General features: G+C 71.9%; 25 protein-coding genes. 13 read left to right on the top strand and 12 right to left on the bottom strand.

Annotation, left to right across the window (positions count from 1 at the left end):
- Positions 1 to 9: 9 nt before the first annotated feature.
- From ACIBQ8_RS20090 to ACIBQ8_RS20075, 4 genes are all read right to left on the bottom strand, one after another.
- The gene (locus ACIBQ8_RS20090; protein ID WP_397170310.1) at positions 10 to 849 is read right to left on the bottom strand and encodes an LLM class flavin-dependent oxidoreductase; all 840 of its coding nucleotides are present in this window, start codon (positions 847 to 849) and stop codon (positions 10 to 12) included.
- Positions 846 to 1,292 carry a hypothetical protein gene (locus ACIBQ8_RS20085; protein WP_397192663.1) on the bottom strand — a complete coding sequence of 149 codons (447 nt, stop codon included), beginning with the start codon at positions 1,290 to 1,292 and terminating at the stop codon, positions 846 to 848. The genes ACIBQ8_RS20090 and ACIBQ8_RS20085 overlap by 4 nt, the downstream gene beginning before the upstream one ends.
- Before the next feature lie 109 nt (positions 1,293 to 1,401).
- Complete coding sequence (locus ACIBQ8_RS20080) at positions 1,402 to 1,749, bottom strand: STAS domain-containing protein (RefSeq protein WP_397170306.1); 348 nt, start codon at positions 1,747 to 1,749, stop codon at positions 1,402 to 1,404.
- Positions 1,750 to 1,783: 34 nt separating this feature from the next.
- A complete protein-coding gene (locus ACIBQ8_RS20075; protein WP_397170304.1) occupies positions 1,784 to 3,229 on the bottom strand; it encodes an LCP family protein in 1,446 nt (481 codons plus the stop codon).
- Between the two features lie 82 nt (positions 3,230 to 3,311).
- On the opposite strand from ACIBQ8_RS20075, the gene ACIBQ8_RS20070 reads away from it, so the two are divergent.
- A complete protein-coding gene (locus ACIBQ8_RS20070; protein ID WP_397170302.1) occupies positions 3,312 to 4,328 on the top strand; it encodes a glycosyltransferase family 2 protein in 1,017 nt (338 codons plus the stop codon).
- On the opposite strand, the gene ACIBQ8_RS20065 is transcribed toward ACIBQ8_RS20070, so the two are convergent.
- Together ACIBQ8_RS20065 and ACIBQ8_RS20060 are read right to left on the bottom strand one after the other, a co-directional pair.
- A complete protein-coding gene (locus ACIBQ8_RS20065; RefSeq protein ID WP_397192662.1) occupies positions 4,329 to 6,062 on the bottom strand; it encodes a CDP-glycerol glycerophosphotransferase family protein in 1,734 nt (577 codons plus the stop codon). It abuts the gene before it with no gap.
- A 69-nt stretch (positions 6,063 to 6,131) separates the two neighbouring features.
- Positions 6,132 to 6,866 (bottom strand): 2-C-methyl-D-erythritol 4-phosphate cytidylyltransferase, encoded by a 735-nt coding sequence (locus ACIBQ8_RS20060; protein ID WP_397192661.1) that lies wholly within the window; start codon positions 6,864 to 6,866, stop codon positions 6,132 to 6,134.
- Between the two features lie 91 nt (positions 6,867 to 6,957).
- Between ACIBQ8_RS20060 and ACIBQ8_RS20055 the strand changes: the two genes are divergently transcribed.
- From ACIBQ8_RS20055 to ACIBQ8_RS20030, 6 genes are all read left to right on the top strand, one after another.
- Complete coding sequence (locus ACIBQ8_RS20055) at positions 6,958 to 8,373, top strand: CDP-alcohol phosphatidyltransferase family protein (RefSeq protein ID WP_397192660.1); 1,416 nt, start codon at positions 6,958 to 6,960, stop codon at positions 8,371 to 8,373.
- A 52-nt stretch (positions 8,374 to 8,425) separates the two neighbouring features.
- A complete protein-coding gene (locus ACIBQ8_RS20050; protein WP_364325840.1) occupies positions 8,426 to 9,049 on the top strand; it encodes a DUF5941 domain-containing protein in 624 nt (207 codons plus the stop codon).
- A gap of 77 nt (positions 9,050 to 9,126) precedes the next feature.
- Positions 9,127 to 9,861, top strand: a complete 735-nt coding sequence (locus ACIBQ8_RS20045; RefSeq protein WP_352321581.1) for a phosphocholine cytidylyltransferase family protein — start codon at positions 9,127 to 9,129, stop codon at positions 9,859 to 9,861.
- Positions 9,862 to 9,890: 29 nt separating this feature from the next.
- The gene (locus ACIBQ8_RS20040; protein ID WP_397170719.1) at positions 9,891 to 10,931 is read left to right on the top strand and encodes an iron-containing alcohol dehydrogenase family protein; all 1,041 of its coding nucleotides are present in this window, start codon (positions 9,891 to 9,893) and stop codon (positions 10,929 to 10,931) included.
- Positions 10,909 to 11,676, top strand: a complete 768-nt coding sequence (locus tag ACIBQ8_RS20035) for a CDP-alcohol phosphatidyltransferase family protein (RefSeq protein ID WP_397170294.1) — start codon at positions 10,909 to 10,911, stop codon at positions 11,674 to 11,676. The genes ACIBQ8_RS20040 and ACIBQ8_RS20035 overlap by 23 nt, the downstream gene beginning before the upstream one ends.
- Positions 11,677 to 11,862: 186 nt before the next feature.
- Positions 11,863 to 12,747, top strand: coding sequence for a glycosyltransferase family 2 protein (locus ACIBQ8_RS20030; RefSeq protein WP_397170292.1), 885 nt, complete (start codon positions 11,863 to 11,865; stop codon positions 12,745 to 12,747).
- Here the strand turns inward: ACIBQ8_RS20030 and ACIBQ8_RS20025 are convergent.
- From ACIBQ8_RS20025 to ACIBQ8_RS20005, 5 genes are all read right to left on the bottom strand, one after another.
- Positions 12,744 to 13,451, bottom strand: a complete 708-nt coding sequence (locus ACIBQ8_RS20025; protein WP_397192659.1) for an acetoacetate decarboxylase family protein — start codon at positions 13,449 to 13,451, stop codon at positions 12,744 to 12,746. The genes ACIBQ8_RS20030 and ACIBQ8_RS20025 overlap by 4 nt on opposite strands.
- A 38-nt stretch (positions 13,452 to 13,489) precedes the next feature.
- On the bottom strand, positions 13,490 to 14,452 hold the full coding sequence (locus tag ACIBQ8_RS20020) for a glycosyltransferase (RefSeq protein ID WP_397192658.1): 963 nt from the start codon (positions 14,450 to 14,452) through the stop codon (positions 13,490 to 13,492).
- Positions 14,453 to 14,508: 56 nt separating this feature from the next.
- Positions 14,509 to 15,708: an acyltransferase family protein gene (locus ACIBQ8_RS20015; RefSeq protein ID WP_397170286.1), complete on the bottom strand. Its 1,200-nt coding sequence runs from the start codon at positions 15,706 to 15,708 to the stop codon at positions 14,509 to 14,511.
- Positions 15,709 to 15,879: 171 nt separating this feature from the next.
- On the bottom strand, positions 15,880 to 17,511 hold the full coding sequence (locus ACIBQ8_RS20010) for an LCP family protein (protein WP_397170284.1): 1,632 nt from the start codon (positions 17,509 to 17,511) through the stop codon (positions 15,880 to 15,882).
- 143 nt (positions 17,512 to 17,654) lie between these two features.
- Positions 17,655 to 19,238 (bottom strand): hypothetical protein, encoded by a 1,584-nt coding sequence (locus tag ACIBQ8_RS20005; RefSeq protein WP_397192657.1) that lies wholly within the window; start codon positions 19,236 to 19,238, stop codon positions 17,655 to 17,657.
- Positions 19,239 to 19,240: 2 nt separating this feature from the next.
- Between ACIBQ8_RS20005 and ACIBQ8_RS20000 the strand changes: the two genes are divergently transcribed.
- The 4 genes from ACIBQ8_RS20000 to ACIBQ8_RS19985 are packed head-to-tail and all read left to right on the top strand — an operon-like array spanning position 19,241 to position 24,182.
- The gene (locus ACIBQ8_RS20000; RefSeq protein ID WP_397192656.1) at positions 19,241 to 21,265 is read left to right on the top strand and encodes a glycosyltransferase family 39 protein; all 2,025 of its coding nucleotides are present in this window, start codon (positions 19,241 to 19,243) and stop codon (positions 21,263 to 21,265) included.
- Between the two features lie 33 nt (positions 21,266 to 21,298).
- Complete coding sequence (locus ACIBQ8_RS19995; protein WP_397192655.1) at positions 21,299 to 22,126, top strand: hypothetical protein; 828 nt, start codon at positions 21,299 to 21,301, stop codon at positions 22,124 to 22,126.
- A gap of 58 nt (positions 22,127 to 22,184) precedes the next feature.
- Positions 22,185 to 23,114: a glycosyltransferase family 2 protein gene (locus tag ACIBQ8_RS19990; protein WP_397192654.1), complete on the top strand. Its 930-nt coding sequence runs from the start codon at positions 22,185 to 22,187 to the stop codon at positions 23,112 to 23,114.
- Positions 23,115 to 23,117: 3 nt separating this feature from the next.
- Entirely contained in the window at positions 23,118 to 24,182 is a 1,065-nt protein-coding gene (locus tag ACIBQ8_RS19985) for a glycosyltransferase family 4 protein (RefSeq protein ID WP_397170278.1), read from the top strand.
- On the opposite strand, the gene ACIBQ8_RS19980 is transcribed toward ACIBQ8_RS19985, so the two are convergent.
- Positions 24,083 to 25,042 carry a YbhN family protein gene (locus tag ACIBQ8_RS19980; RefSeq protein WP_397170276.1) on the bottom strand — a complete coding sequence of 320 codons (960 nt, stop codon included), beginning with the start codon at positions 25,040 to 25,042 and terminating at the stop codon, positions 24,083 to 24,085. The genes ACIBQ8_RS19985 and ACIBQ8_RS19980 overlap by 100 nt on opposite strands.
- A 91-nt stretch (positions 25,043 to 25,133) precedes the next feature.
- Between ACIBQ8_RS19980 and ACIBQ8_RS19975 the strand changes: the two genes are divergently transcribed.
- Together ACIBQ8_RS19975 and ACIBQ8_RS19970 are read left to right on the top strand one after the other, a co-directional pair.
- Positions 25,134 to 25,961, top strand: coding sequence for a class I SAM-dependent methyltransferase (locus tag ACIBQ8_RS19975; RefSeq protein ID WP_352323373.1), 828 nt, complete (start codon positions 25,134 to 25,136; stop codon positions 25,959 to 25,961).
- Positions 25,958 to 26,866, top strand: a complete 909-nt coding sequence (locus ACIBQ8_RS19970) for a lysylphosphatidylglycerol synthase domain-containing protein (RefSeq protein WP_397170274.1) — start codon at positions 25,958 to 25,960, stop codon at positions 26,864 to 26,866. Before ACIBQ8_RS19975 ends, ACIBQ8_RS19970 begins: the two co-directional genes overlap by 4 nt.
- The last annotated feature ends 93 nt before the right edge of the window (positions 26,867 to 26,959 follow it).

Genomic DNA, 26,959 nt, shown 5'->3' with positions numbered 1-26,959 from the left:
ACGGTGGGGCTACAGCGCCGACAGCAGGGCGTGCACGTGCGGCAGTGGGTCGCGCCCCAGCGGCCGGACGACCACCGTCCGCGCACCCGCCGCCCACATGCTTCTGACCTGCTCCGCCGCCTGCTCGGGGGTCCCGGCCGCCATGACGACCTCGTGCGGCGGCACGCCCAGGTAGGCCGCCTGGTCCCGGACCACCGGATGGGCGAGCCGGTCCGCCTCCTCGCCGATGTGCAGGAAGGTGAACACGGCCAGCTCGTGGTCGTCGCCCCCGGCGATCCGCTCGACGACGCCGGGAAGCTGCGCCGGGCCGACGCCCTCCGGCACGATCGTGCCCTGCGCGAGGCGTCCTGACAGCGCCAGCGAGCGCGGCCCCTTCACACCCGCCAGGACGGGCGGCGGCACGGCCGGCGGATGCACCAGCGACACGCCGTCGAGGTGCACCGCCTTGCCGTGCAGGGTGACGGTCTCGCCGCGCAGCAGGGCGCGTACGGCCGTGATCGTCTCCTCCAGCAGCGCGAGCGGCGACGGCACGGCGGCGCCCGCCTGGCGCATCCATTCCTGCACGCCGTGCCCGATGCCCGCGGCCAGCCGGCCGGGATGCATCCGGGCCAGGTTGCCGATCTCCATCGCCAGCAGCATCGGGTTGCGCAGCGGCGCGGGGGTGATGCCGATCCCGACGCGCAGCCGGGACGTGACGGCCAGCGCGGTGGCCGCCGCGGAGACGCCGCCGGTCCAGCCCAGGTCCTCCACCACCCACAGGTCGTCGGCGGCGGTCTCGTCGAGCGCCCGGGCGAACGGGATCAGCTCCTCGGGCGGCAGATCCCGGTCGAACATCACGCCAAGTCTCACGAAGCCCTCCAGTAGTAGCGGCACAGCCGGCCGACCTCCGAGTATCCGGCATGCAGGAAGGCGTTCGCGGTAGGCGTGTCGCCCACGTCGGTCCCGGCGACGATGCGCCGGACGCCGGGCTTGGCCTTGCGGTTGAGCAGGTCGTCGTACATCCAGCGGGCCTCCTGCGCGGCGCCCGCGGTGGCCGGCTCGACCTGCGTGTCGTGGTCGAGCGAGCCTTCGGAGACGCGCATGGGCAGGGCGAGCACCTCGTCGGGGCGCAGGTCGCGGGCCGGCCGGTACGTCAGCCGGCCCGGATCCGGCGGCAGGTCGGCGCCCGCGAAGGGGGCCCGGAACGCCAGGCGCGCGCGTCCTTCCGCGAGACACCACTCCGGCCGGGTGCTGCCCTCGGCGAAGGCCGCGGCGAGCTGGGAGCGGGCAGGCTCGGGGAACTCATCGAACAACGCACGGGCCTCCGGACGTGAGAGGGATCTTCCCGCGAGCCTACGAGCCGGCGGCTCCGGGGAGATGTGCCCTCGATGACATCACGTCCATGATCCCGGCCGGAGGCGGTCAGGCGGCCGGATCGAGGGCGGCACGGGCCTCGCCGAGCGAGGCGCTGGTCTCGAAGTGCCGGTCGAGGTTGGTGATCGTCAGCAGGTGACGGATCATGCCGGGCCCGAGGACGAGGATCATGCGTCCTCTCATGTCCTGGACGTGGCTGAGCGTCGCCACCAGGACGCCGAGGCCCACCGAGTCGCAGAAGGGCACCTCGGTCAGGTCCATCACCAGGTTGAGCGGATCGGCCGCCGCCAGCGCCTGATCGAGCTCGGCGCGAAGCCGAGGCGCGCCCGCCACGTCGAGATCCCCCACGACGTGCAGGACGGTACAGGGGTCCTCCTGCCATGAATTGACCACCATGGCAATCACGTGCCCTGGCTTTACCTGGTTATGCCTATTTCTTGCATATGTTCTCCATGGCGGTCTTGGTCGTCGGCGTTGAGCTCGGCTTGCTCGCCGGGGTGTCCGGCTGCTTGAGCTTCTTGATCTTCGGCTGGTCGCTGCCGGCGATCACCTCGACGCCCTCGACGTCGGCGGCCTGCTTCAGCTCCGCGCCCGGGATGACGGACGCCACCAGGCGCGCGGCCGCCTCCTGGCCCGCGGCGTAACGCACGAGGGTCTGCTTGTGGTCCTTCTTGCCGGTGTTGCCCGGCTCGCCGGGCACCTTGAACCCGGAGGCCACCAGCGCCGACTTGGTACGCGCCCCCAGCCCCGTGATGAGCGTGCCGTTCATGACCTTGACCGTGACGCTCTCCGGCGGGACCACGGTCTTGACCGGCGACGGCGTGGCCGTCTTGGTGGGGACGGGCTTGGCGAGGTCCTGGTCGGCGTCGATGCGGCGGAACATGTCGCGGGCCGCCGGACGGTCCCACAGCACCGCCGACTCGCCGGTCGGGGCCTTGAAGTCGACGTTCGCGAGCGGCACGTCGGCGAAGCGGACGTCCTCCAGCGACACGTCGCGCAACTGGGTGGCCAGCCCGATCAGCCCGTCGTCGGGGTCGACCTTCACCGTGCTCAGCGTGGAGTTGACGAACGCGGCGAGCTTGGCCGGGTTGGCCAGCGTGTCGGCGCTCAGCGCCCGGTTGAGCAGCGCGGAGATGACCTGCTGCTGCCGGTCGATGCGGTCGAGGTCGGAACGGGCGGTGGCGCGGGTGCGGGCGTAGCCGAGCGCCTGGGCGCCCTGGAGCTGGTGGGTGCCGGCGAGCAGGTTGAGGCCCGTCTTGGGGTCGTTGATCGGGATCGGCGTGCAGACGGTGACGCCGCCGAGCGAGTCGACCACGTCGATGAACCCGAGGATGTTCACCTCGATGTAGCGGTTGATCTCCAGCCCGGTGGCGGCCTTGACGGTCTGCATGGTGAGCTTCGGCCCGCCGAACTGGTAGGCCGAGTTGATCTTGTGGTCGCCCTTGCCGGGGATCGTCGTCCAGGTGTCGCGGGGCAGGCTCACCACGGTGACGCGCTGGTGGTCCTCCGACAGGTGGATGACCATCATCGTGTCGGTGCGCTGGCCGGACTCGCGGCCCAGCTTGAGCTGGTTCTGCTGCTGCCGGGTCAGGTCGTCGCGCTTGTCGACGCCGACCAGCAGGATGTTCTCGGCCCCCTGGGACTTGGGGGCGGTCACGCCCGCGTCGACCGTGCCGATCTGGCGCGGGGTCGCCCACACCACGCCGGTGGTGACCAGGATGCCCGTGGACAGCAGGCCGGCGACGATCACGTTGCGGCGGCGGGCCTTGGCGCTCCGCACGGGCCTGCGTGGACGGCTGGCAGGAGTGAGCCTGACGCCGCCGTAGGCGTCGCCGCCCACCAGCACGCCGCCGTCCTCCTCGCCCGCTTCGCGCATGCCCTCCTCCTCGGATCCGCCGGGGACACCGGGGCTTTCGATTGCCCTTCTCCCCTGGTCGTACAGTAGCGTGAGCCCCGCCATGAAGCAGTTCCCCGACTCGCCGCACGCGCCCGCGGAGACGCGCGGCTGGCCCCCCATCTCCGTCGTCATGCCGGTCCTCAACGAGGAGCGGCACCTTCGCGAGGCCGTCGACCAGGTCCTCGCCCAGAGCTACCCCGGTGAGATCGAGGTCGTCCTCGCCGTGGGTCCGTCCCAAGACCGCACCCAGGAGGTCGCCGACGCCATCGCGGCGGCCGACCGCCGGGTGACCGTGGTGCCCAACCCGACCGGTCGCACGCCCAACGCGCTCAACGCCGCCATCGCCGCCTCACGCAACGGCATCATCGCCAGGGTCGACGGGCACGCCATGCTGCCCTCCGACTACCTGCGCGTCGCCGTCGAGACGCTGGCCGAGACCGGCGCCGACAACGTGGGCGGCGTCATGGCGGCCGAGGGCGTCACACCGTTCGAGCAGGCCGTGGCCTGCGCCATGACCTCCAAGATCGGCGTCGGCGCCGCGGCCTTCCACGTGGGCGGCACCGCGGGCCCGGCCGACACCGTCTACCTCGGCGTGTTCCGCCGCTCGGCGCTCGACCGGGTCGGCGGCTACGACGAGCACTTCCAGCGGGCCCAGGACTGGGAGATGAACCACCGCATCCGCCAGACCGGCGGGCTGGTCTGGTTCCAGCCGCGCATGCGGGTCTCCTACCGTCCGCGGCCCAACGTCAGGGCGCTGGCCAAGCAGTACTTCCACTACGGCCGCTGGCGGCGCGTGGTCGCGCGCACCCACGAGGGCACGATCAACCTGCGTTACCTGGCGCCGCCCGCCGCGGTGCTGGCCATGGCGCTGGGGCTGGTGCTGTCGCCGTTCTTCCCGCTCGCGCTCGTCGTCCCCGGGGGCTACGCGCTGGCCATCGTGGCCGGCTCGGCGGTCACCGGCAGCGGGCTGCCGGGCGCGGCCAAGCTGCGCCTGCCCCTCGTCTACGCAGCCATGCACGTCTCGTGGGGATGGGGCTTCCTCACCAGCCCGCGGAGGTTGTCCAGGCCGCCACGCTGATCACGACCCCGAGAAGACCCGCTCGACGGCCGCGTCGAAGCGGGTCAGCGCATCCGGGTACTCCGGTCCGAGCAGGTAGCTCCTGAGCTTGATCCTGGCTCGGGCCAGGGTGTCCTCACCGTCCAGGAAACCGGCGAGGGCCGCCAGGTCCTCGCCGAGGAGCACCCCCGCCTCGGTGCTCGGGTAGCGCTCGTGGAAGGCGCGCTCGGGCAGCCCCGCGACGTTCGTCACGGCGTACGGCTTCTCGCTGGCCAGGAAGTCGGCCACGACGCTGGAGATGTCGCTGATCAGCAGGTCGCACGCGTTGAAGCAGTCGTACAGGTGCGGGCTGTCGCCGGTGACGATCAGGTGCCTGATCTCCGGCGCCCCGCCGGGGCCCGACGGATGCCTGGCCTTCGATTTGGCCAGCTCGGCCGCCTCGATCATCGACACGATCCTGCGGTGCGCCCGCGCGGCGCTCTTGTCGCGGTGGCCGGTCAGCGGGTGCGGCTTGTAGATGATCCGCAGCTGCGGGTCGTGGTCCAGCAGGGCGCGCACGATGCGCGGGCCCATGGTGATCAGCGACGTGTGGAACAGGTCGTCGTTCCAGCCCTCCCAGGTGGGGGCGTACAGGACGGTCCGGTACGGCAGCCCGGGGCCCTCGGTCGAGATGCCTTCGAGCTGCGGCCGGCCGACCTCGTGGATGCTCTCGTCCCGGACGCCCACGCGGGCGCGCCGGTAGCGGTCGCGGCCGGCCGGCCCGGCCACCCACACCTCGTCGTACACCCGCGAGAACGGGTTGAACGACGCCTCCTTGTCGCTGTCGCCGTGGTTGAGGAACACGCTGCGCAGCGTCGGGATGCGCAGCATGTGGACGTTGCGGCCGACGTTGGAGACGTACAGGCAGAGCTTGGCGCTGAACAGGGCGCGGAAGCTCATCAGGTCGGCCGAGGACGGGATGCAGACCATCGGCAGCGTGGTCGACTCCAGGTGCCTGGCCATGCCGCGCTCGCGCAGCACGACGATGGCGCGCCGGTTGATGCGTTCGAGGGTGGGCAGCCACATCCTGGCCTGGTAGGCGGCGGCCGTCGCGCCGGAGAAGTACAGGATGACCTCCGGGTCGTAGGCCCTGACCTGCTCGCCCACGACCTCCAGCACCCTCGCCCGGTCGCCGAGCGGCCGGGTGCGGCGCACGTACGGCAGCAGCGCCAGCACGCCGGCCAGGCCGAGCAGCAGCGCCACGCCCGCGCCGGCCGCCCCGGCCGCCGCGCCGAACGTCGCGCCGAGCACCGGCAGGGCGTCGAGCCCGAGGAAGCGCACGCCGCGGTGGCCGCCCAGGAACGGGGGCGGCATCTTGGGGATGCGCAGCGCGGACACGTCGAGGTTGCGGGTGGTCACCGGCATGCTGCTGAGCGTCTGCCGCAGGCGGATGGCCAGCCCCGAGTGCGCGGCCCGGGTGCCGTGCAGCGCGAACAGCCCGGCGGCCAGCGCCACGAACCACGCCGAGCCGGCCCCCGACACCCGCGCCACCAGCAGCAGCGCGGCCGTCTCCCTGGCCGCGAACCGCAGGGTGGTGCCGAGGTGCATCCGGCCGAGCAGCTCGGTCAGCCCGCCGGCCAGGCGTCCCGCGGCGAACTCGACGGCGTAGGAGACCACGGCGACCAGCCCGAACAGCAGCGGCGCCGGCCACAGCGCCGACGCCAGCAGGACGGGGTAGCAGCCGAGCAGCGCGCCGATCGCCAGCAGTCTTCTCATGCGACCGCACGGTAACAACCCGCAGGTCAAGGGCCTTCCACGCGAACGTCTACGACATGCCCGGACACGTCAGGAGATGGACCCCCTGAGCGCGAAGAGCTGCTCGGCGATCCGCAGGTCGTCGGGGTGGGTGACCTTGATGTTGCGCTCGCTGCCGGGGACCAGGTGGATGGGCACCTCGGGCAGGTAGCGCAGCACCACGCCGCAGTCGTCGGTGGCCGGGCGCTCGGCGAAGCCCGGGTCGGCCATGGCCCGCTCGTACGCCTCGCGGATCACCGAGAGCCGGAAGCACTGCGGCGTCTGGCTCCGGCGCAGCCGCGAGCGGTCGAGTACCTCGCCGATCACCTCGCCGTCCGGGCCGGGCACGGCCACCAGGACCGTGTCGGAGCTCGGGATCGCCACGTTGACGGCCCGGTGGGCACGCAGCGCCGCCACGCACTCGGTGATGATCCGCGGCTCCAGAAGGGGCCGTACGGCGTCGTGCAGCAGCACGTCGCACTCCTGCGTGCCCAGCGCCCGCAACGCCCGCCACGTGCTCTCCGTACGGCTCCGGCCGCCCTCCACGATCCGGGTGACCTTGCGGTGGCCGCCGTTCGCCACGATCTCCTTCACCCGGTCGGTGAAGCCGGGCGTCATCAGCACCACGATCTCGTCGATCTCCGCCGCCTGCTCGAACACCGTGAGCGAGTGCTCCAGAATCGTCCGCCCGGCTACTTCGATGAGCTGTTTGGGTATCTCATGTCCGACCCGCTGCCCCACGCCTCCCGCGAGGAGCACTCCGACCGACCGCAGCGCTGCATCCATGTCGGCAGCGTAACGGTCCTGTTCCGTGATATTGCGCGCCCCTGTCGCTACGCTGTGTCCACGCACTCCCTACCGGGAGGAGACCTGCGCTTTGCCCGACTCACTCACCCGCGAGGGCACGACCACCTCGGTGGTGCTGCTCGCCACGACCCCGGCGTGCCGGCTCTCCTGCGCCGACGGCACGCTCCTCGACCGGCTGAGCGACCAGTTCGCCGCGCTTCCCGTCCGTGACGTCCAGGTGGTGACCCCCGGCGGCGGGCTCGGGGCCGACCTGCGCGGGGTGGCCAAGATCGCCCGGGTCTCCTCGGGCACGGTCGTGGTGCTGCCCGCCGACCTCGTCGCCCACACCGAGGCGCTGGCGCTGCTGCTCGAACATCCCGCGCGCGACACCGGGGCGCTGGTCTCGCACGACGCCGCCGCCGCGCCGATGCGGCCGCCCGTACGCGTCGAGTCCGGCCGGGTGGTGGCCGCCGGCAGCTCGTTCCACACCGTCCCGGAGGCCAACGCCACCTTCAGGGGCGTGCTCCAGACCGGCGAGGCCGACCTGGCGTCCCTGGCCGACATCGCCGAGGAGCTGGCCGAGCTGGCCGACCTGGGCAAGCTCGGCCCCGTCACCCCCGTCGAGGCGGTCGACCTGCTGCTGGTGGGCCTGGTCAGGGCCGGCGTACGGGTGCGCGCCGCCTCGATCGGCCCGCTGCACGCCGACCGCGTGACCGGCCAGCACGCCGCCGACAGCGCCCTGACCAGGCTCGCCGAGGTCGACGAGGCCAGGGTCCGGCTCGACACCTCGGTCAAGGTGGACGACGGCTTCTTCGCCACGTTCTTCGTCTCGACCTGGTCGCGCCACCTGATCAGGCCGGCCGTCCGGCTCAAGCTCACGCCCAACGCCGTCACCGGCGTCTCGATCGGCCTGGCCGCGCTGGCCGCCGTCTGGTTCTCGGCCGGCACCCAGGCGGGGCGGGCGGCCGGGGGCGCGCTGTTCCTGATGTCGTTCGCGCTCGACTGCCTCGACGGGCAGCTCGCCCGCTACACCCGCACGTTCTCCCCGCTCGGCGCCTGGGCCGACGGCATGGCCGACCGGCTGAAGGAGTACCTGGTCTACGCCGGGCTCGCCTTCGGCCATGGCGGGATCACGATCTGGTACCTGGCCGCCGCCGCGATGATCACGCAGGTCGTCCGCCACTCCGTCGACTACTCCTACGCCGGGGCGGTGGCCGACGCCGGCCGCGTCGGCGCGCTGTGGGCCAGGCCCGCCCGGTCGCTGCTGGAGCCGGCCGACGCCCGGCACGCCCACGGGATGCTCGGGCTCGCCCAGCGGCTGGAGCGCGACTCGCTCGCCCGCTGGCTCAGGAAGATCGTCGTGCTGCCCATCGGCGAGCGGACGGTGCTGATCGCCGTCACGGCCGCCGTGTGGGACGCCAGGGTGACGTTCGTGTCCCTGCTGTGCTGGGGCGGGGTCGCCGCCCTCTACCAGCTCGCCGGGCGCCTGGCCAGGTCGGCCCGGTGAGGGCCGCCGGGGCGGGCGCGGCGGCGGTTCGCCGGATCGGGAGGTGGGCAGCGTGATCTCCGTGCACATGACCCCCGTGCCAGAGAGCAAGGTCGTCGCCTACCGCGACGACGGGCCGCTCTCGCGCGCGATGGGCCTGCTCGTGGCCGGGCAGCTCCCGCCGCTGCCGCCGGTGATCGCCGGCACGTTCGTCACCGGCGTGCTGCTGCTGATCGGCGTGGCCGGCTCCGACGGGCTCGCGGTGTTCGCGCCCGCCGTGACGCTGCTGCTGGCCGGGCCGGGCAGCACCCACCCGCACGACGGCCGCTTCGACTGGCTGGTGCCGCCGATCCTGCGGCTCATCGAGTACAGCTTCGTCGCCGCCTGCGGCTTCGCCCACGGCCTGCCGCCGGTGCTGACCTTCCTGCTGCTCGGCGCGCTCGCCTTCCACCACTACGACCTGGTCTACCGGCTGCGCCAGCGCGTCTACCCGCCGGCCTGGCTCTCGACGCTCGGCCTCGGCTGGGACGGCCGGATGATGGCGGTCTCGCTGGCCGCCCTGGCCGGTTGGATGACCGCGGGCTACGTGCTGCTGACCCTGTACCTGTGGGCGCTGTTCGGCTGGGAGAGTGTCACGTGCTGGCTGGCCGCGCCCCGATCGGGCGTCGAGGCGAGCGAGATGGGAACGCAAGACTAACGCCGGATTACCCGCGAAGGGGCCAAAGGCAACTAACCTTTGGGCACACGTAGTCATGCTCGACCGAGGAGTGCACGTTGCTGGGAATGGTTCTGGCCGCCGGGGCCGGACGACGCCTGCGGCCGTACACCGACACGCTGCCCAAGGCGCTCGTGCCGGTTGACGGCGAAACCACGATCATGGACATCTCGCTGCGCAACCTCGCCGAGGTGGACCTGCGGGAGGTCGTGGTCGTCGTCGGTTACGCGGCGCAGGCCGTGCACGACCGCAAGGAGGAGCTGGAGAGGCGCCACGGCGTCAAGCTCACCCTCGTGCACAACGACAAGGCCGAGGAGTGGAACAACGCCTACTCCCTGTGGTGCGCCCGCGACTACTTCGCCCAGGGCGTGCTGCTGGTCAACGGCGACACCGTCCACCCCGTCTCGGTCGAGAAGACGCTGCTGGCCGCCCCCGAGACGAGCGACGTCCTGCTCGCGGTCGACGACGTCAAGAAGCTGGCCGACGAGGAGATGAAGGTGACCCTCTCCCCGGAGGGCTCGCTGCGCCGCATCACCAAGCTGATGGACCCGGCCGAGGCGTACGGCGAGTACATCGGCGCCACGCTCATCAGGCCCGGCGCGGCCGAGCGGCTGGCCGACGCGCTCAAGGCGACGTTCGAGCGCGACCCCCAGCTCTACTACGAGGACGGTTACCAGGAGATGGTCGAGCGCGGCGAGGCGATCCACGTCGCGCCCATCGGCGAGGTCGACTGGGTCGAGGTGGACAACCACGACGACCTGGCCAAGGCTCGCACCATAGCCGTTCGCTACTAGAGGGAGCGCGCATGCCGCTTCTAGCGAGGATGCTGCCGGCGCCCCTGACCATGGAGGTCAGGCGCGGCGCCGTCGCCGAGCTCGGCGCCCTGCTGGCCGACAGCCGCGTGGCCACCTCCGGCCGCGTGGCCGTGGCCGTCGGGCCCGGCCAGGGCGACCACATCGAGCGCCTGATCGCCCCCACCCTCGACCAGGCCGAGGTGTTCAGGGTGAGCGACGGGTCGGTCGAGGCGGCCGTCTCACTCGGCGCCGACCTGCGCAAGGGCGCCTACGAGGTCGTCGTCGGGGTCGGCGGCGGCAAGACGATCGACGCCACGAAGTACGCCGCCTCCCTCGCCGGCATCCCCATGGTGGCCGTGGCCACCAACCTCTCCCACGACGGCATCTGCTCGCCCACCGCCTCCCTCACCTACGAGGGCGGCAAGGGCACCTTCGGCGTGCCGATGCCGCTGGCGATCCTGGTCGACCTCGACTTCGTGCACAACGCGCCGAAGTCGCTGGTGCGGGCCGGCATCGGCGACGTCGTCAGCAACCTGTCGGCGATCGAGGACTGGCAGCTCGGCAGCGTCGAGCGCGGCGAGCCCATCGACGGCCTGGCCTGCTCGATGTCCCGCACCGCGGCCGAGGCGCTGGTCGGCCGGAGCGACGGCATCGAGTCCGACGCGTTCCTGACCGTCCTGGCCGAGTCGCTCATCCTGTCCGGCATGTCGATGGTCGTTGCCGGGTCGTCGCGGCCCGCGAGCGGTGGAGATCATGAGATCCTTCATGCCGTGGATCAGCTCTTCCCCGGCACCTCCAACCACGGCGAGCTCGCCGGCATAGGCGCCGCCTTCTGCTTCTTCCTGCGGGACGACGCCGCCAGGGTGGCGCAGGTCGTCGACTGCCTGCGCCGGCACGAGCTGCCGGTCGTGCCCGCCGACATCGGGCTGACCGGCGAGCAGTTCGCCGACGTGGTCGCGCTGGCGCCGTCGACCCGTCCCGGCCGTTACACGATCCTGGAGCACCTGCGCATGCAGGACTCCGAGATCCGCGATCGGGTGGGGGACTATGTCCGGGCCTTCGGTAGCTGAGCTGCGGCGGGTCGCCCAGCCCGAGGGCCATCTCGACCGCAGGAACGGCGAGCACTGGGCGGGCGTGCTCTACATGCGCCGGCTGTCCATCTACGTCACGTGGCTGACGAGCAAGACGTCGATCACGCCCAACCAGCTCACCTGGGTGATGACGGTCGCCGGGGTCGCGGCGGGCTTCGCGCTGGCCCTGCCGGGGCTGTGGGCGGCCGTGCTGGCCGCCCTGCTCGTCCAGGTCTACCTGCTGCTCGACTGCTCCGACGGCGAGCTGGCCCGCTGGACGGGCAAGACGTCGCTGGCCGGGGTCTACCTCGACCGCGTCGGGGCCTACTTCACCGAGGCCGCCGTGCTGGCCGGGCTCGGCTGGCGGGCCTCGGCCGTCCTGCCCGACTGGTACACCGTGCTCGGCTTCGCCGCCGCGCTCGGCGCCATCCTCATCAAGGCCGAGACCGACCTGGTGGAGGTGGCGCGGGCCAAGGGCGGGCTGGGCGCGTCCTCCGAGGCGTCGGCGGTGCAGTTCCGTTCGGGGCTGCTCGGTCTGGGCAGGAGGGTGCTGGCGGCGACCAAGTTCCATCGGATCATGCAGCCGATCGAGCTGTCGCTGCTCGCGGTGGCGGCCGCGGTGATCGACCTGGCGACCGGCACGCTCGGGGCCTCCCGCGTGCTCATCGTGGCCTGCGCGATCGCCGCCGCGCTGCAGACCGTGCTCCATCTGATCAGCATTATGGCGTCGAGGCGGCTTGGGTGATCTCATGTCGGAACCGGAGGAGCTTCCCGTCCGTCGTATTGATCGGACGTCCGCCGTTCGGTGGGGGTTCACCATCGGTTCCGATACGCTTAGCTCCACCATTGTCAACAAGATGCAGACCAGCAGACTCGGTGATCATGAAAGAATGCTCCGCTCGTGTCCTCAACGCGTCAGGACGATGACCCGTTGAAGATCTCGTGCGTCATCCTCACCATGGGCAACCGGGTCGCGGAGCTGAACCGGGCCGTCGAGTCCGCGCTCAACCAGGTCGACGGCGACGTCGAAGTGGTGATCGTGGGCAACGGCGCCGACGTGCCCCAGGTGTCGGCCACGCCACCCGAGGGCTCGGCCGCGGTCGTGAAGACGATCCGGCTCGACCACAACACCGGCATTCCCGCCGGCCGTAACCGCGGCGTCGAGGAGTGCTCCGGCGACGTCGTGCTGTTCCTCGACGACGACGGCTGGTACGCCAACCAGAAGGTCGTCGCCCACGTGCGCGACCGGTTCGCCACCGAGCCCGACCTCGCGGTGATCTCCTTCCGGGTGATGGACCCCGAGGGCGGCGTCGGCCAGCGGCGGCACGTGCCCCGGCTGCGCGCGGGCGACCCGCAGCGCTCCTCGCCGGTCACCACGTTCCTCGGCGGCGCCTCGGCGGTGCGGCGTTCGGCCTTCCTCCAGGTCGGCGGCCTGCCGGAGAAGTTCTTCTACGCGCACGAGGAGACCGACCTGGCCTGGCGCCTGCTGGGCGAGGGCTACCGGATCGAGTACGACGCCGAGACCGTCATGTACCACCCGCAGGTCCCGCCGACCCGGCACGCGCAGTTCTACCAGCTCAACGCCCGTAACCGGGTCTGGCTGGCGCGGCGCAACCTGCCGTGGCCGCTGGCGTTCCTCTACCTGACCAACTGGGTGGTGCTCACCCTGATCCGCGAGCGCCGTTCCGGGGTCGCGATCAAGGCGTGGTTCGCCGGCTTCTTCGAGGGGCTGCGCACGCCGGCGGGCGAGCGTCGTCCCATGGCCTGGCGCACCGCCTGGCGCATGGTCAAGCTCGGCCGTCCGCCGATCGTCTAGACCGCCTCCGCCTCGCCGAAGGTCATCGAGGCATGGGAGACGGTCGAGGCGAACAGCGCCCGCTTGGGCAGCCCCAGCTCGCTGAGCTCCTTGGCGATGGGGTGGTTGCCCAGGCGGATCAGCGCGCCGCCCGGCCGCACGCGCGTGCCCCTGGCCCGTACGGACCAGGGGATGCGCCGCGTGACGCCCTCCAGATGGGTGAAGGCGTCCAGCGGCGCCATGGCGGCCGGGGCCGGCACGCCGGGCCTGATCAGCAGGTCGAGCACGAGCCTGCCGTCCTTGCGCAGCACACACCGCTTGTACGGCGACCCGAGCCGCAGCTCGATGTCGGCCAGCTCCTTGGGGAAGCCCCAGATCGTCCGCCCCGCCTCCAGCGTGAACCGCTGGTCGACCGGCAGCCAGTGGACGAAGACGCCCGCGCCGCGCAGGTCGCCGAGCCCGACCGAGCTCGCCGCCCCCGGCCGCCTGATCAGGAAGGCCATCCCGAACTCGTGGTAGGTGTCGAGGTCGCCGTCGCGGTAGTCGACGAACAGCAGCACGCACACGGCCTTGCCGGGGAACACCTCGGCCACGTCGAGGCCGGAATAGGCGATCACCGCCCGCGCCGCGTCGGCCCGCACCGCGTAGAAGGCGCTGCTGATCTCCGCGTCCTCCACTCGCACAGGCATGCCCACCGTCCGGCCCTGGATCAGATGCGATGCCATGGGTCCAGTACATCAACCCGGGAGCCCGCTGGCCATTCCTACACCGCCAGCGCGTGTTCCGGCAGGGCCGCCCACGACTCGGCCAGCTTGACGAAGTCCGCCGCCTGATCGGGCCAGTGGTGGCGCAGCCGGGCCTCGGCGTGCCCGACCGCTCCCAGGTCGGCCCGCCGCACGGGGTCCTCCTTGAGGTCCAGGACGGCGTCCAGCAGCGCGTCCACGTCCCGGGGCACCACCAGGCCGCAGCCGACGGCCCGTACCAGCGGGGCGGCCTGCGGGGTGGCGATCACCGGCAGGCCGCGGCCCATGTAGTCGAGGATCTTCGTGGGCGGCTCGGTCACGGTGTCGGGGGCCAGGGACAGCCCGGCCAGCGCGCCCTCGGACATGCGCAGGGCGTGCCGGTTGGGCACGTACCCGAACCAGTCGAGCAGGCCGACGCGCTGGGCGTCGCGCAGCAGCGGGCGCACGTCGCGGTCGGCGGCGCCGATGAGGTCCATCCGGATGCCGTGCGGCGCCAGGCGCTCGGCCAGCGCGATCAGCTCGGCCACGCCGCGCTCGGCCGACAGGCGGCCGATGTGCACGACCCTGGTGTCGCCGGGAGGGGGCGGGCTGGACGACACCAGGGTCGCTTCGGGCACCACCGCGGAGGTGATCACGTGGTGCCGTCTCTCCGCGCGGTCCCGCCGCCTGGGCGAGACCTCCTCGCGGACGTCCCAGACGACCGGAGGGCGCCGGTGGGGCAGCGCGCGCAGCAGCCGTTGGTCGTGCACGATCAACAGGTCGGCGTCCCGCACGCCGCGCCTGAGCGCCGCGCGGGCCTTCCCGTACGGCGCCTGCCGGGCGACGTCGACGGCGGTGAGCCCGACGGCCGGGGTGACGTTGTAATAGGTGAACGGCGCGACGTAGGTCACCTCGTGGCCCGCGTCGAGCAGCGCCCTGATCTGCCGGTGCATGATCCGGGCGTCCTCGGGATGATGGACGGTGGTGGCGACACATGCGCGCATGTGTCGATGCTCCGCGCCTACCAGGTCAAAGGCGTTAACTCAGGTGGAAGGGCCGCTTAACTTCCAGAGGGGCGGCGATAGAGCCAGGTCAGGCGTGGTTCGAGCACCCACTTGAAGACCGTGCGCGTCTCCGGCAGGCACAGCACGATCGCCAGCGCGAACGAGCTGCACGCGATGGCGAGCACGCCGAGCGGCCCGTGCAGCCACGGCAGCGCCAGCCAGCCCTGGTCTTTGGCGATCAGGACGGGGATGCCGTGGAGCAGGTAGCAGTAGAGCGTGCGGGTGCCGAGGTCGGAGTACCAGGTCTCGCCGCGCGGCACCAGCGCCAGCACCGCGAAGGACATCGCCAGGGCGCAGACCAGCAGCCCGGCCTTGAGCAGCAGGCCCATCCACCAGGACAGGTCCATGTCCTGGAAGCTGTGCTTGAAGTAGAACGGGTCGAGCGGCGCCTTGGGCGCGATGACGATGGCCACGGCCGCCGCGCAGAGCAGCGTGACCCCTGAGGCGATCTTGACCCACAGCTTGTTGAGCATCTCGAAGTGCTCGGGCTGCATCACCAGGCCGATCACGAAGAACGGCAGCAGGCCGAAGAAGCGGTCCATGCTGAAGTCGCCGGTGATCTGCGAGAAGCCGGCGAACATGTAGATCACGATGGCCACCGGGACCGGGTGCTTCATCCGCTTCCACACCGGTGTGGACAACCGCCAGAACAGCAGCGCCAGCAGGTACCAGTTGAGCCACGCCGGATCGATGATCGTGAGGCTCCACTTCTGGCCGAGCCCGTAGCGGACGGCGGCGTAGCCGATCTCCACGATCACGTACGGCACGACGAACGTGTCGACGAGCTTGTTCGTCTTCGCGTTGGAGTTCCAGAAGTTCCTGGACAGGTAGCCACTGATCAGCACGAACAGCGGCATGTGGAACATGTAGATATAGATGTAAAGGGCCCTGGAGGAATGGGCCGAGAGCGTGGGCACCAGCGAGTGGCCCAGCGGCACGAGCGCGATCAGGATGAACTTGACGTTGTCGAGGTAGGGATCGCGCCTGCGCTTGGGCGGCTCGGGCTCCTCGGCGGGCTCCTGCCGCTCCTCGGGGCGCTCGGCCGTGGGGAGGCCGTGGGGGTCGGTCTGGTTGCCCCAGACGGACTCCTGAGGCAGGGGCCAGCGAGCTCCAGTGTTCGCCGGCCCGCCTTCCTCGACGGGGCCGCCAGGGCTCCGCGGGGGCGTGACCGGTGGGGAGAACTTTGTGTCAGACACTGGGGAGCTCAGCTTCGCTAGGGGCCGGGGTGCACGACGCAACTCTGACATTTCACACTTACAACCGCCTTACAGCGGTCGTGCCGCGCTGCGTCGCCGACCCGCAAACATTATCCCGATCTAGTGCTCCCTGTCTCACGAGAAGTCCGGTTCCACAGGGAACTTGGAGCCTCAGGTGCACACGTTCTTCTGGTCGGAGGCCGTGATGGTGCTGTTGTTCACGCTGTCAGGAAGCTTGGTCACCTTGACCGACTTGAAGTCGGAGCCGACCACGAGCTGGATCACCGGGGCGCCCTTGCCGCCGGCCCCGGCGGCCGTGCCGGTGGTGCCGGAGGTGTAGGGCTGCGGGTTGGTCGCGGCGACCTTGCCCGCCGAGGGAGCCGGCTTGGGCAGCACCGCGCCGGACAGCACGGCCGCGTAGTCGGCGCCGGTGGCGGCGCCCTTGGCGTAGTGGATCTCGCTGGAGGGCAGGCTCGCGCCGTCGGCGGCCTGGTAGTTGCCCACGCCGACGACGTTGAAGCCCTGCTTGGCCAGCTCGTCGGCCACCAGGCGGGCCTTGCCCGGCGTGGTGGTGCCGTTGAGCACCTGGACCTTCACCTGCTCGGGCTTCGGCGTGACCTTGGGCTTGGTGCTCGCGCTGGCGCTCGGGGCGGGGTCGGGGAGCTCGGTGTCGCTGATGATCGAGGCCCACAGCGCTGAGGCGTCGGGCTCCTTCCAGATCACCCGGTTGGGGTCCTGCGGGTCGGGCAGCCACGGGATCGTGGTGAGCTGCACGCCGCCCGCGGTCAGCTCCTTGGCGCTGGTGGCGATGTCGATGAGCTGCTGGGTGTCGTTGGCCAGCTCGGGGTCCATGGTGACCGAGCCCGCCGCCGCCTTGATGAAGCCGGTCAGCTTGCCGATGTCGGTGAGCAGCTCGCTGCTCGTGGCCTTGGCGATGACCTTGCTCAGGAAGATCTGCTGGCGCTTGATGCGCTGGATGTCGCTGCCGTCGCCGTAGTGGCGCAGACGTACGTAACCGAGCGCCTTCTCGCCGTTGAGCAGGCTCTTGCCCGGCGGCAGGACGAGATGGGACGCCTTGTCGTTGACGCCGGACTTGAGGCAGATCTCGATGCCGCCGAGGGCGTCGACGATGTTCTTGAAGCCGCTGAAGTCGACCTCGACGAAGTGGTTGATGCGGATCTGGGTGAGCGTCTCGATCGTGGAGATCGTGCAGGCGATGCCGCCGGAGTTGTACGCCGAGTTGATCATGTCCCGGCGGGGCGGCATCTCGGCCTTGGTGGTCTCGTTCTTGCACTTGGGGATCTGCACCATCGAGTCGCGCGGGAAGCTGATCAGGCGCGCCTTGTCCCGGTTGGGGGAGATGTGCATGACGATGATCGTGTCGGTGCGCTTGCCGCCGGCGTCGGCCGTCCTGGCGAGCTGCTGGCCGTATTTGGCGTTGCCCTTGCCCGCGCGGGTGTCGGAGCCGACGAGCAGCACGTTGAGCGCGCCCGTGTCGCGCGGACGCGGGTTGATGATGTCCTCTTTGACGCTCTTCTGGGTGATGTTGCCGAAGGCGTCCCGGTAGACGGTGTAACCGGTCAGCGCGCCGGCGACCATGACCGTGGTGGCGGCGATGCTGACCCAGGCCAGCACCCGCATCTTGCCCTGACCGCCGCCGCCGTCGCCGCCGCGGTGGCCGCGCGTGGGCCGGTCGTCGGGCGGGGGAGGCGGGGAGCCGGCGGCCCTTCGCGCCATCCGGCTGCCCGGAGCGCTGGGGGCGACCCTGGCGTCCTGGACGGACGCGCTCCTGTAGTCACTCATACGCCCCCTAGCCTCGTTCCCTGCGCCAACGCGCCGGCTTGGTCGCTCCGCGCCACGAGATTAGGTCACGTACGGCGTGCCCGGTGCCATGACCGCCGGAAACGACCGTGACCCGGGCGTGATGTTTCCGCGGCACAGCATACTCAGAGCCGGACATTTCGTGGAATATCATTGCCAAAGTCTTTCCCGCTTTCTGACCGTCCCCGCAGGTCAGGCCGGACGCTCAGGGCCGCCGCGAGGCAGGCCAGAGGCACGGCCGGGAGCACGTACCGGTAGTCGAACTCGGCCACGGCGGGCGGTGTGACGAGCAGCACAACGGCTGCCGCCCAGGGCACCGCCCACGCCGGCGGACCGGCGTGCCGCAGGCCGCGCGCCCGGCGCACGGCGGCCGCGACGGGCGGCGCGAGCAGGAGCGCCAGCAGCACCGGGCCGGGCAGGCGCACCACGCTCTGGTAGCCCCGCAGCCATCCTGCGTAGGGCTCGACGATCTCCGTACCGATCGCACCCTGCTCATAGAGCTTGGCATAGTCGGCGCCGACCTGCGCGGGATAGCGGCCAGGCGGTCCGGGCGGGGTCACCGGGAACTCGTAGTAGGCGTAGACCTCCGCGTCGGGGTAGACCGGCCGTCCCCACGCGAACGTGCGGGCCAGCTCGGTCAGCACCGAGCCCGCGTAGTCGAGCGGCTGGCTGGTGACGGCGAGCGTCGCGAACCTGGAGGCCAGGTCGTCGTTCTCCTTGGAGAACGTGATCCCCGGCAGCTTCACCAGCGGGGAGTCCTTGCTCCAGATGTACTCCTGCGACGGCGGGCGCTGCTCCGGCGGACGGGGGTCGCACAACACCCGCAGGTCGGCCGGCGGGTCCATCTCGGCGCAGTCGGCGAAGGACATCGTGCGGGCGTAGAGGAAGACGCCGTTCGCGCCCACCAGGCCGACGCGGTGGTAGGTGGCGTAGAACCAGCCGCCGTAGGCGACGACCGGGACCAGCGCGGCGGCCACCAGCACCCCGGCCAGGCCCGCGCGCCTGCGCAGCACGAACCACGCGGCCAGGACGACGATGAGCGGCTGCCCGACCGTCCTGGTGAGGGTGGCGGCGGCCAGCAGCAGGCCGACGGCGACGACGGTGGCGCGCCTCTCGGTAAGGCTCAGCGCCACGGCGGCTACGACCAGGAACAGGAACAGCGTGTCGGAGACCAGCAGGTGCTCCAGCTCGACCTGGTACGCGTCGAGCAGCACGGGCACGGCCGCCAGCGTGCGCGCCCAGCGCGGGGCCCGGCGCGCGGCCACGTAGACGAGGACGCCGGTGGCCAGGCCGAGCAGGTGCTGCGCGGCGGTGACCGCCCAGAAGCCGTGGAAGGGCTCCAGGAGCTTGATGAACATCGAGTAGCCCGCCGGGCGCACCAGGTCGGGGCGCGGCCGGAAGACGGTGACGATGTAGGTGTAGGAGTCGGGGAACCACAGGGCCGGGCGGTAGCCGAGCATGGCGAGCGCGCGCAGGGCCGCGCCGACCGCCAGGACCCCGGCGAACCAGCCGTGCCGCCGCCACCACCCGGGCTCCCGGAGGCGGGCGAACCGGCCACGCCGCCACCGGCCGGGCTCCTGGACGCGGGCGGGGCTCCCCGCGCGCGGCTCAGGCTTCACCCGCTGGTCATCCCGCTCCTCCTGCACCTCGCGTACGCTACCCGCGTTTCCGGGGACGCCGTGACCGCGGCGTTGGATACGCTCGCTCACCGATGGAACGTGATCGATCGGGCCGCGTACTGGCCGCGTTGTCGGTGTCGCCCGCGCTGGCCCTGGCGGGCTGGCTGCTAGCGGGCCTGCCGCTGCTGCTGGCCGGCCGGTTCGCGCCGCTGCCCGCGCTGCTGCTCGGGGTGCCCGCGGCGGCGCTGCTGTGCTGGGCGGGCACGCGCGGCGTCCTGCGCGGCAGGCGGGGCGCGGGCCAGGGCGTCCAGGCCACGCCCTGGCAGGTGGCCGGGGTCGTGGCGGTGGCCGCCGGGTCGGGCGTGTTCAACGTCGTCATGCATGCCGAGCAGCTCCTGGTCCGGCGCGACCCGGCCACCTACGCCCAGTACGCCGCCTGGATCGCCGGGCACGGCTCGCTGCCGATCCCGGACCAGGCGGCGGCGTTCGGCGGCCACCATCCCTCCCTGTACTTCGACAGCGTCGGCACGTACCCGGTGGACGGCGGGGTGGTGCCGCAGTTCATGCCGGGGCCGCCCTTGGTGTTCGCGATCGGCGACTGGCTGGGGGCGCCGTTCGCGGTGCCGGCCGTGCTGGGGGCGCTGGCCGTGCTGACGGTGGCGGGGGTGGCGGCGCGGCTGGCTGGTGGGCGGTGGGCGGTGCTCGCGGCGGCGGCGTTCGCGGTGAGCCTGCCGATCCTGTACACCTCGCGCACGACGTTCAGCGAGATCCCCTCGCTGATCCTGCTGTTCGGCGGGCTGGCGCTGGCCCAGGACGCGATCGAGGCCGAGCGGCCCGGCTGGCGGCAGGGGCTGCCCGCCGGGCTGGTCCTGGGGCTGGCGGTGCTGGTCAGGGTCGACGGGCTGCGCGACGTGCTGCCGGTGCTGGCCTACGCGGGGCTGCTGATCGCGATGCGGCGCTCCGGCCGGCCGCAGGGCGCGGTGGGGGCGCCGCTGCTGGCGGGGCTGGTGGCGGGGGCGGGGCTCGGGCTGCTGGCGGCGTACGTGCTGGCCCGGCCGTATCTGGAGTATCTGTCCGGGTCCGTGCGGCCGTTGCTGCTCATCTGCGCGGTCGTGCTCGTGCTCACGCCGGTCGGCGTGGCCGCCGCGCCCGCGCTGGCCGGGTTCCGGCCGCCGCGGTGGTTGCCGACGGCGGGGGCGGCGCTGGTCGTGCTGGTGATGGCCGGTCTGTACGCCCGCCCCTGGTTCCAGACCGTGACCAGGAAGGCCACGAACGTCGAGGACGCCCGCACGGCCGAGTTCATCGCCCAGATCCAGCAGGCCAACGGCCTGCCCGTGCAGGCGGACCGGCTCTACTTCGAGCTCTCGCTCCACTGGGTGACCTGGTACATCGGCATCCCGGCCGTCGTGCTGGCCACGGTCGCGGCGGCCGTGCTGCTGCGCAGGCTGCTGCGCGACGGCAGGCCGTTCGTCTGGCTGCTGCCGCTGGCGATGATCGGCTGGACGACGGTCACCACGCTGCTGCGCCCCGAGATCACCCCCGACCAGCCGTGGGCCTCCCGGCGGCTGGTCCCGGTCGTGATCCCGGGGCTGATCGTGCTGGCGGTGTGGGGCCTCGGCTGGCTGCGCGAGCGGTCGTGGCCGCGCGAGCAGGTCCGGCGGTGGGCGACGGTCGCGGGGGTGCTGCTGGTGCTCGCGCCACCGGTGGTCACCTCGATCGGCACCGCGTTCACGCCGGTCGAGCGGGGGGAGGCGGCGGCGGTCCGGTCGATGTGCGCGGCGCTCCCGGCCGAGGCGTCGGTGCTGTTCGTCGAGCGGGTGACCGGCGACCGTTTCACCCAGCTCGTCCGCGGGATGTGCGGACGTCCGGCGGCGCAGGTGAAGCGGCCCCCGGATTCCGACCTGGCGGCGGAGCCGCAGGTCCGGGCCGCCGTCGAGAGGGTCAGGGCGGCCGGCCGGGTGCCGGTCGTGCTGGCCGCCGACCCCGCCCAGGTGGCCCCCTACGGGACGCCGCGCCAGATCATGGGCCTGGTCACGCGCCAGGACGAGCGCTCACTCGTCGACCCGCCCAACGGCACCTGGACGTTGCGGGTGAACGTGTGGATGGCGGTGGGTTGACCCCACTCCAGACGTATCGCGATAGTTCTGGACATGTCTGACACCGACGAGCTGTCGTTCGGCGACGACCGGGAGCCCTGGTTAGGGCCCTGGATCAGAGCCCACCAGCGGATGGCCGCGATAGTCGTGGCGGTCGTCCTGCTGGTGGCCGCGCTCGGCGGGGGCGGCTGGTACCTGCACCTGCGCTCGCTCCGGCCCGCGCCGCCGCCCGTCGGCGCGCTGCCCGTCGTGGACGGCTTCACCGTCACGCTGTGCACCGAGGGCACCCAGGGCTGCCCGGAGGGCACCGCCGAGCGGGTGCTGGCGCTGGTCCGGCGGATCCCCGAGGCGGTCGCGCCCACGCTGGTGCCCGCCGACGAGGTCGAGCGGCGCTGGGCCCAGCAGGTGATTATCACCGAGGGGCTGACGGGGCTCCGCGCCGGGAGCTGGGTCCCCCAGATCGAGGGCGGGGTGCGCGGCCCGGCCGATTACGACGCCGTCCGGCGGGGGCTGGCCGAGGAGAAGGGCGTCCTGCTCCTGCCCCGGATTCCGGACTTCTGGCGGGGCAAGGCGGACCTGAGCGTCGCGATGTGCGCGCAGTGGGGGAATGCCGGCACCTGCCGGATCCCGGCGACCGAGGCGCAGCGCGACGCCGTCGTGGCCCGGCTGCGCGAGCTGGACGGCGTCACCGAGGTGTTCCTCCAGGACAAGCCATTCGGGCTGCGGCTTTCCCGGCTCTACCAGGGCGACGTGCCGCCGCTCACGATCGACGCCGTCTCGGAGGTGCTGTACGTGCGCTTCGACGACCCCGCAAGGGTCAGGGCGGTGGGTCAGGAGATGCTCAGGATGCCAGGCGTAGGATGGTCACAGCTGATCAAGTGAGCGTAAAGCCCGTCGATGTGGACTCGGCTTCCAGCGGGGCAGAGTACCCTCGACCCCCGTGAGCACGCTTGAGACCCCCAAGAGTGGACCTGCCGTGGAAGAAGCGCCGTACGTCACGATCGTCCTGCCCTGCTACAACGAGCAGGACCACGTCATCGACGAGGTCGAGCGCATCACGCGGGCGATGGACTCCAGCGGCTACACCTACGAGCTGGTCGCCGTCGACGACTGCTCGACCGACCAGACCCTGGCCCGGCTCGAAGAGGCCGCGCCCGACTACCCCCACCTGCGCATCCGCGCCTTCCACCGCAACGGCGGCTCGGGCACCGTGCGCCGCATCGGCACGCAGGAGGCCAGGGGCGAGATCGTCGTCTGGACCGACGCCGACATGACCTACCCCAACGAGCGCATCCCCGAGCTGGTCCAGATCCTGGAGAAGGACCAGACGATCGACCAGGTCGTCGGCGCGCGCACCACGGAGGAGGGGTCGCACAAGATCCTGCGGGTGCCGGCCAAGTGGGTGATCCGCAAGGTGGCCGAGAAGCTCGCCGGGCAGAAGATCCCCGACCTCAACTCGGGGCTGCGCGCCTTCCGCAAGTCGGTGGCCCGCCCCTACCTGCGGCTGCTGCCGCCCGGGTTCTCCTGCGTCACGACGATCACGCTGTCGTTCCTGTCCAACCAGCACGACGTCTACTACCTGCCCATCGAGTACGCCAAGCGGGCCGGCAAGTCGAAGTTCAGCTTCGTCTCCGACGCCTACCGCTACATCCTGCAGGTGCTGCGGATGATCATGTACTTCAATCCGCTCAAGGTGCTCATGCCGCCCGCGCTCTGGCTGGTGGCGATCGGGTTCGGCAAGGGCGTCTGGGACATGATCCGGCAGCCGTTCTACTTCCCGGCCAACACCGTCATGATCTTCCTGTCGGGCCTGCTGATCGGCTCGGTGGCGCTGCTGGCCGACCTGATCGTGCGGTCGCGGGGGGAATAGCGCGTGCGGATCGCGATCGTCGGCCCGACCCATCCGTACAAGGGGGGCGGGGCGCAGCACACCACCGAGCTGGCGCACCGGCTGGCGGCCCAGGGCCACGACGTGGTGATCGAGTCGTGGCGGGCCCAGTACCCGTCGTTCCTCTACCCCGGGCAGCAGACGATCTCCGAGCCCGAGGGCACGCCGTACCCGCGGACCGCGCGGCGGCTCGACTGGCGGCGGCCCGACGGCTGGTACGCGGCGGGACGCCGGCTGCGCACGGCCGACCTGGTGGTGCTGGCGGTGCTGAGCTCCGTCCAGGTTCCTCCGTACCTGGGGATCCTGTCCGGGATCGGGGGTAAGGCCCGGACGGTCGCGCTCTGCCACAACGTGCTGCCGCACGAGCGCAAGCCGTACGACCAGCCGCTGATGAGGGCGCTGCTGCGGCGGGTCGACGGCGTGCTGGCCCACTCCGAGCAGCAGGCCGAGCTGGCCAGGGGGCTCGCGCCGGGCAAGCCGGTCGGGGTGGCGGGGCTGCCGCCGCACCTGCCGTCCACGTCGGCCGAGCAGTCCGGCGGGGTGCGCCGGCGGTTGCTGTTCTTCGGGATGGTGCGCCCGTACAAGGGGCTCGACCTGCTGCTGCGGGCGTTGCCCGAGGGCATCTCGCTGACCGTGGCGGGCGAGTTCTGGGGCGGCCTCGACGAGACCAAGGCGCTGATCGACGAGCTGGGCCTGGCCGGCCGGGTGGAGCTGCGGCCCGGGTACGTCCCCGCCGCCGACGTGCCGAAGCTGTTCGCCGCGGCCGACGCGCTGGTGCTGCCGTACCGCAGCGCCACCGCCAGCCAGAACGTCTGGCTCGGCCACGAGCACGGCGTGCCGGTGATCGCCACCCGGGTGGGCGCGCTGGCCGACCACGTGACCGACGGCGTCGACGGCCTGCTGGTCGAGCCGGGCGACGCCGGGGCGCTGCGCGCGGCGATCGAGCGCTTCTACGCCTCGGGCGAGCCGGAGAGGTTGCGGTCGGGGGTCAAGGCGGTCGATCCCGAGCCGTTCTGGGCCGCGTACGCGGGCGCGCTGCTCGGCCTCTGACGGCCCAGCAGGAACGCCGCCCCCGCGGCGACCGCGTCGGCCAGCGTGAACGCCAGCCGCGACACGATCGCCACCGCGATGGCCGGAGCGGTGCCGATGACCGGCCCGAGCACCAGCACGAGCGCGCCCTCCCGCACGCCCACCCCGGCCGGCACCACGAAGGTCAGGATGCCGGTGCACCAGGCGAACGCGTACGCGCCGGTCGCCACCAGGTAGAGATCCGGACGGCCGGACAGCAGCCAGGTGTGCAGGCCGTAGACGAACCAGCCGAGCGCCGTCCAGGCCACCGCGACGACGACCGTGCGGCCGGGCAGCACGCTCTCCAGCGGCTCCTTGCGGGCGATGCGCAGCGCCAGGTTGAGCCCCCAGGTGAGCACCCTGGGATGCAGGCACACGATGATCACCGGCACCAGCAGCACCACGTACCAGGCCCGGCGGACGGCCTCGTGCGAGCTCAGCGTGGCGGCGGCGATCGAGATGCCGACGCCCAGGTTGACCACCAGCCCGAGCGAGATCGTGGCGAACGTGCGCCGCGGCGGGCTCCCGTGGTCGCGCCCGAGGTCGATCATGGCCGCGTACGCCCACACCGCGCCCGGGATGTACTTGCCGAGCTGGCCCACGAACATGATCCGTCCGGCCACCCGCAGCGGCAGCCGCGTGCCGAGCCCCGCCATGATCTGCCGCCAGGCCGCCAGCATGCAGACCTGCCCGGCCAGCACCGCGCCGAACGCCCCGAGCACCGCCCACGGCGACAGCCTGGCCAGGGCCTGCGTGGTGTCGTGCCAGTTCCGCGCCAGGCCGTAACCGAGGAAGGCGAGGGCGACCAGCGCGAGCAGGACGCGCAGCAGGCGGCGCAACATCAGCCCAGGCTACGCGGGAGCCCGGGCGGAGAGCCAGCATGTGGGGCAGGTCAGCCTGCCGAGGCCCGCGGCGCGGGTACTGTTGGGCGACGTGGGCAAGCAACGGGTCGCGCAGCTCGAGTACTCCGAATTCCAGTCGGCCATGCTCGACGAGGACAAACGCCGCCGCAAGGCCGCGAAGATCATCGCCGTGCTGGAGCACTTCCAGGGGCCGCTCGGCGGGCTGACCGTGGGCGACGTCGGCTGCTCGGCCGGGTTCATCGCCGACGAGCTGGCCCAGGCCGGGGCCAAGCACACGCTGGGCATCGACATCGACGTGCCGGGGCTGCGCAAGGCCGCCGACCGGTTCGGCGAGCGGGTGGCGTTCGTCTGCGGCGACGGCACGGCGCTGCCCTTCCCCGACGGGTCGATCGACGTGCTGGTCTTCAACCACATCTACGAGCACGTGGTCGACCCCGACGCCGTGGTGGCCGAGATGCACCGCGTGCTGTCCGACACCGGGGTGCTCTACCTCGGGCTCGGCAACCGGCTCGGGGTCGTCGAGCCCCACTACAAGCTGCCGTTCCTGTCGTACCTGCCGCCCGCGCTGGCCGACCGTTACGTGCGCGCGTTCGGCCGGGCCGACCACTACTACGAGCGGTTCAGGACCCGGCGGGGGCTGCGCCGGATGCTGCGCGCCTTCCACGTGTGGGACTACACGTTCCCGGTGCTGGCCACGCCGACCAGGTTCGCCGGGTCGGAGCTGTTCCCCGGCCTGCCGGGCCGGCTGGTCAAGGCGGTGCTGGCCCGCGCGCCGCGCGAGGTGCTGCGGCTGCTGCTGCCCGTCGTGCCGACGTACCTGTGGGTGGCGACCAAGACCCCGCGCAGGCCCGCCGGGCCCGCGCTGCCGCAGCCGCCCGAGCGGGTCCGGCCGCTGTGAGCCTCGTGGACGAGACCGGCGCGAGCGCGATCCCCAAGCGGTCGCTGCCGCGCCGGCTGCTGCGCTTCGGCTTCCTCGCCGTCGCGCTCGCCTTCGGCGCGTGGGCGGTGGCCAGGCAGTGGGACGCCGTGGTGGCCGGGTTCGCCCGGCTGTCGTGGCCGGCGCTGGCCGGGTCGCTCGTCGCCGTGGTGGCCGCGCTGCTCGGGGCCATGCTCACCTGGCGCACGCTGCTGGCCGACCTGGGCTCGCCGCTGCCGCTGCGGCCGGCCGCCAAGGTGTTCTTCGTCGGCCAGCTCGGCAAGTACATCCCCGGCGCGGTCTGGCCGGTGCTGGCCCAGATGGAGATGGGCCGCGACCTCGGCGTGCCGCGTCCGCGCAGCGCCGCGGCGTTCTTCCTGATGATGCCGGTCCAGATCGCCAGCGGCCTGCTCGTCACGCTGGTCACTCTCGGCTGGCACCGGTTCGGCTGGGTGCTGCTGTTCATCCCGCTGCTGCTGGTGCTGCTGGAGCCCAGGGTCGTCAACGGCGTGATCGGCTTCGGCCTGCGCAAGCTGAAGCGCGAGCCCCTGGAACGCCCGCTCACCCGTCGCGGCATGCTCACCGCGCTCGGCTGGGCGCTGGCCGGCTGGACGGCCTACGGCGTGCACTTCTACTTCGTCGCGCCGCAGGGCGGCCTGCTGTTCGCCGTCGGGGCGTTCGCGCTGTCGTGGTGCCTGGGCATCGTGACCTTCGTCGTGCCGGCCGGGGCCGGGGTGCGCGAGCTGGCGATGGTGGCGGTGCTCGCCCCCGTTCTCGACAGCGGCGCGGCCATCGCGGTGGCCCTTTGCTCCCGCATCGTCATCATTGTCGGTGACCTGATCTGCGCGGGTTTGGCGGGGCTTGCGGCGCGGCGCGACTCGGTGTGATTTGGCCCACGATTTGGGGGAGGGTGGTCATAAGCTGAATCACAGAGGGGGGACTTGCCAGGTCCCACGTCGATCTTGAGGGGAGAAGATCCA

The organism is Nonomuraea sp. NPDC049646 (assembly GCF_044465525.1).
Taxonomy (GTDB): domain Bacteria; phylum Actinomycetota; class Actinomycetes; order Streptosporangiales; family Streptosporangiaceae; genus Nonomuraea.
Note: the sequence above shows the minus strand (reverse complement) of the source record. Positions and strands in the feature narration are given on the sequence as shown.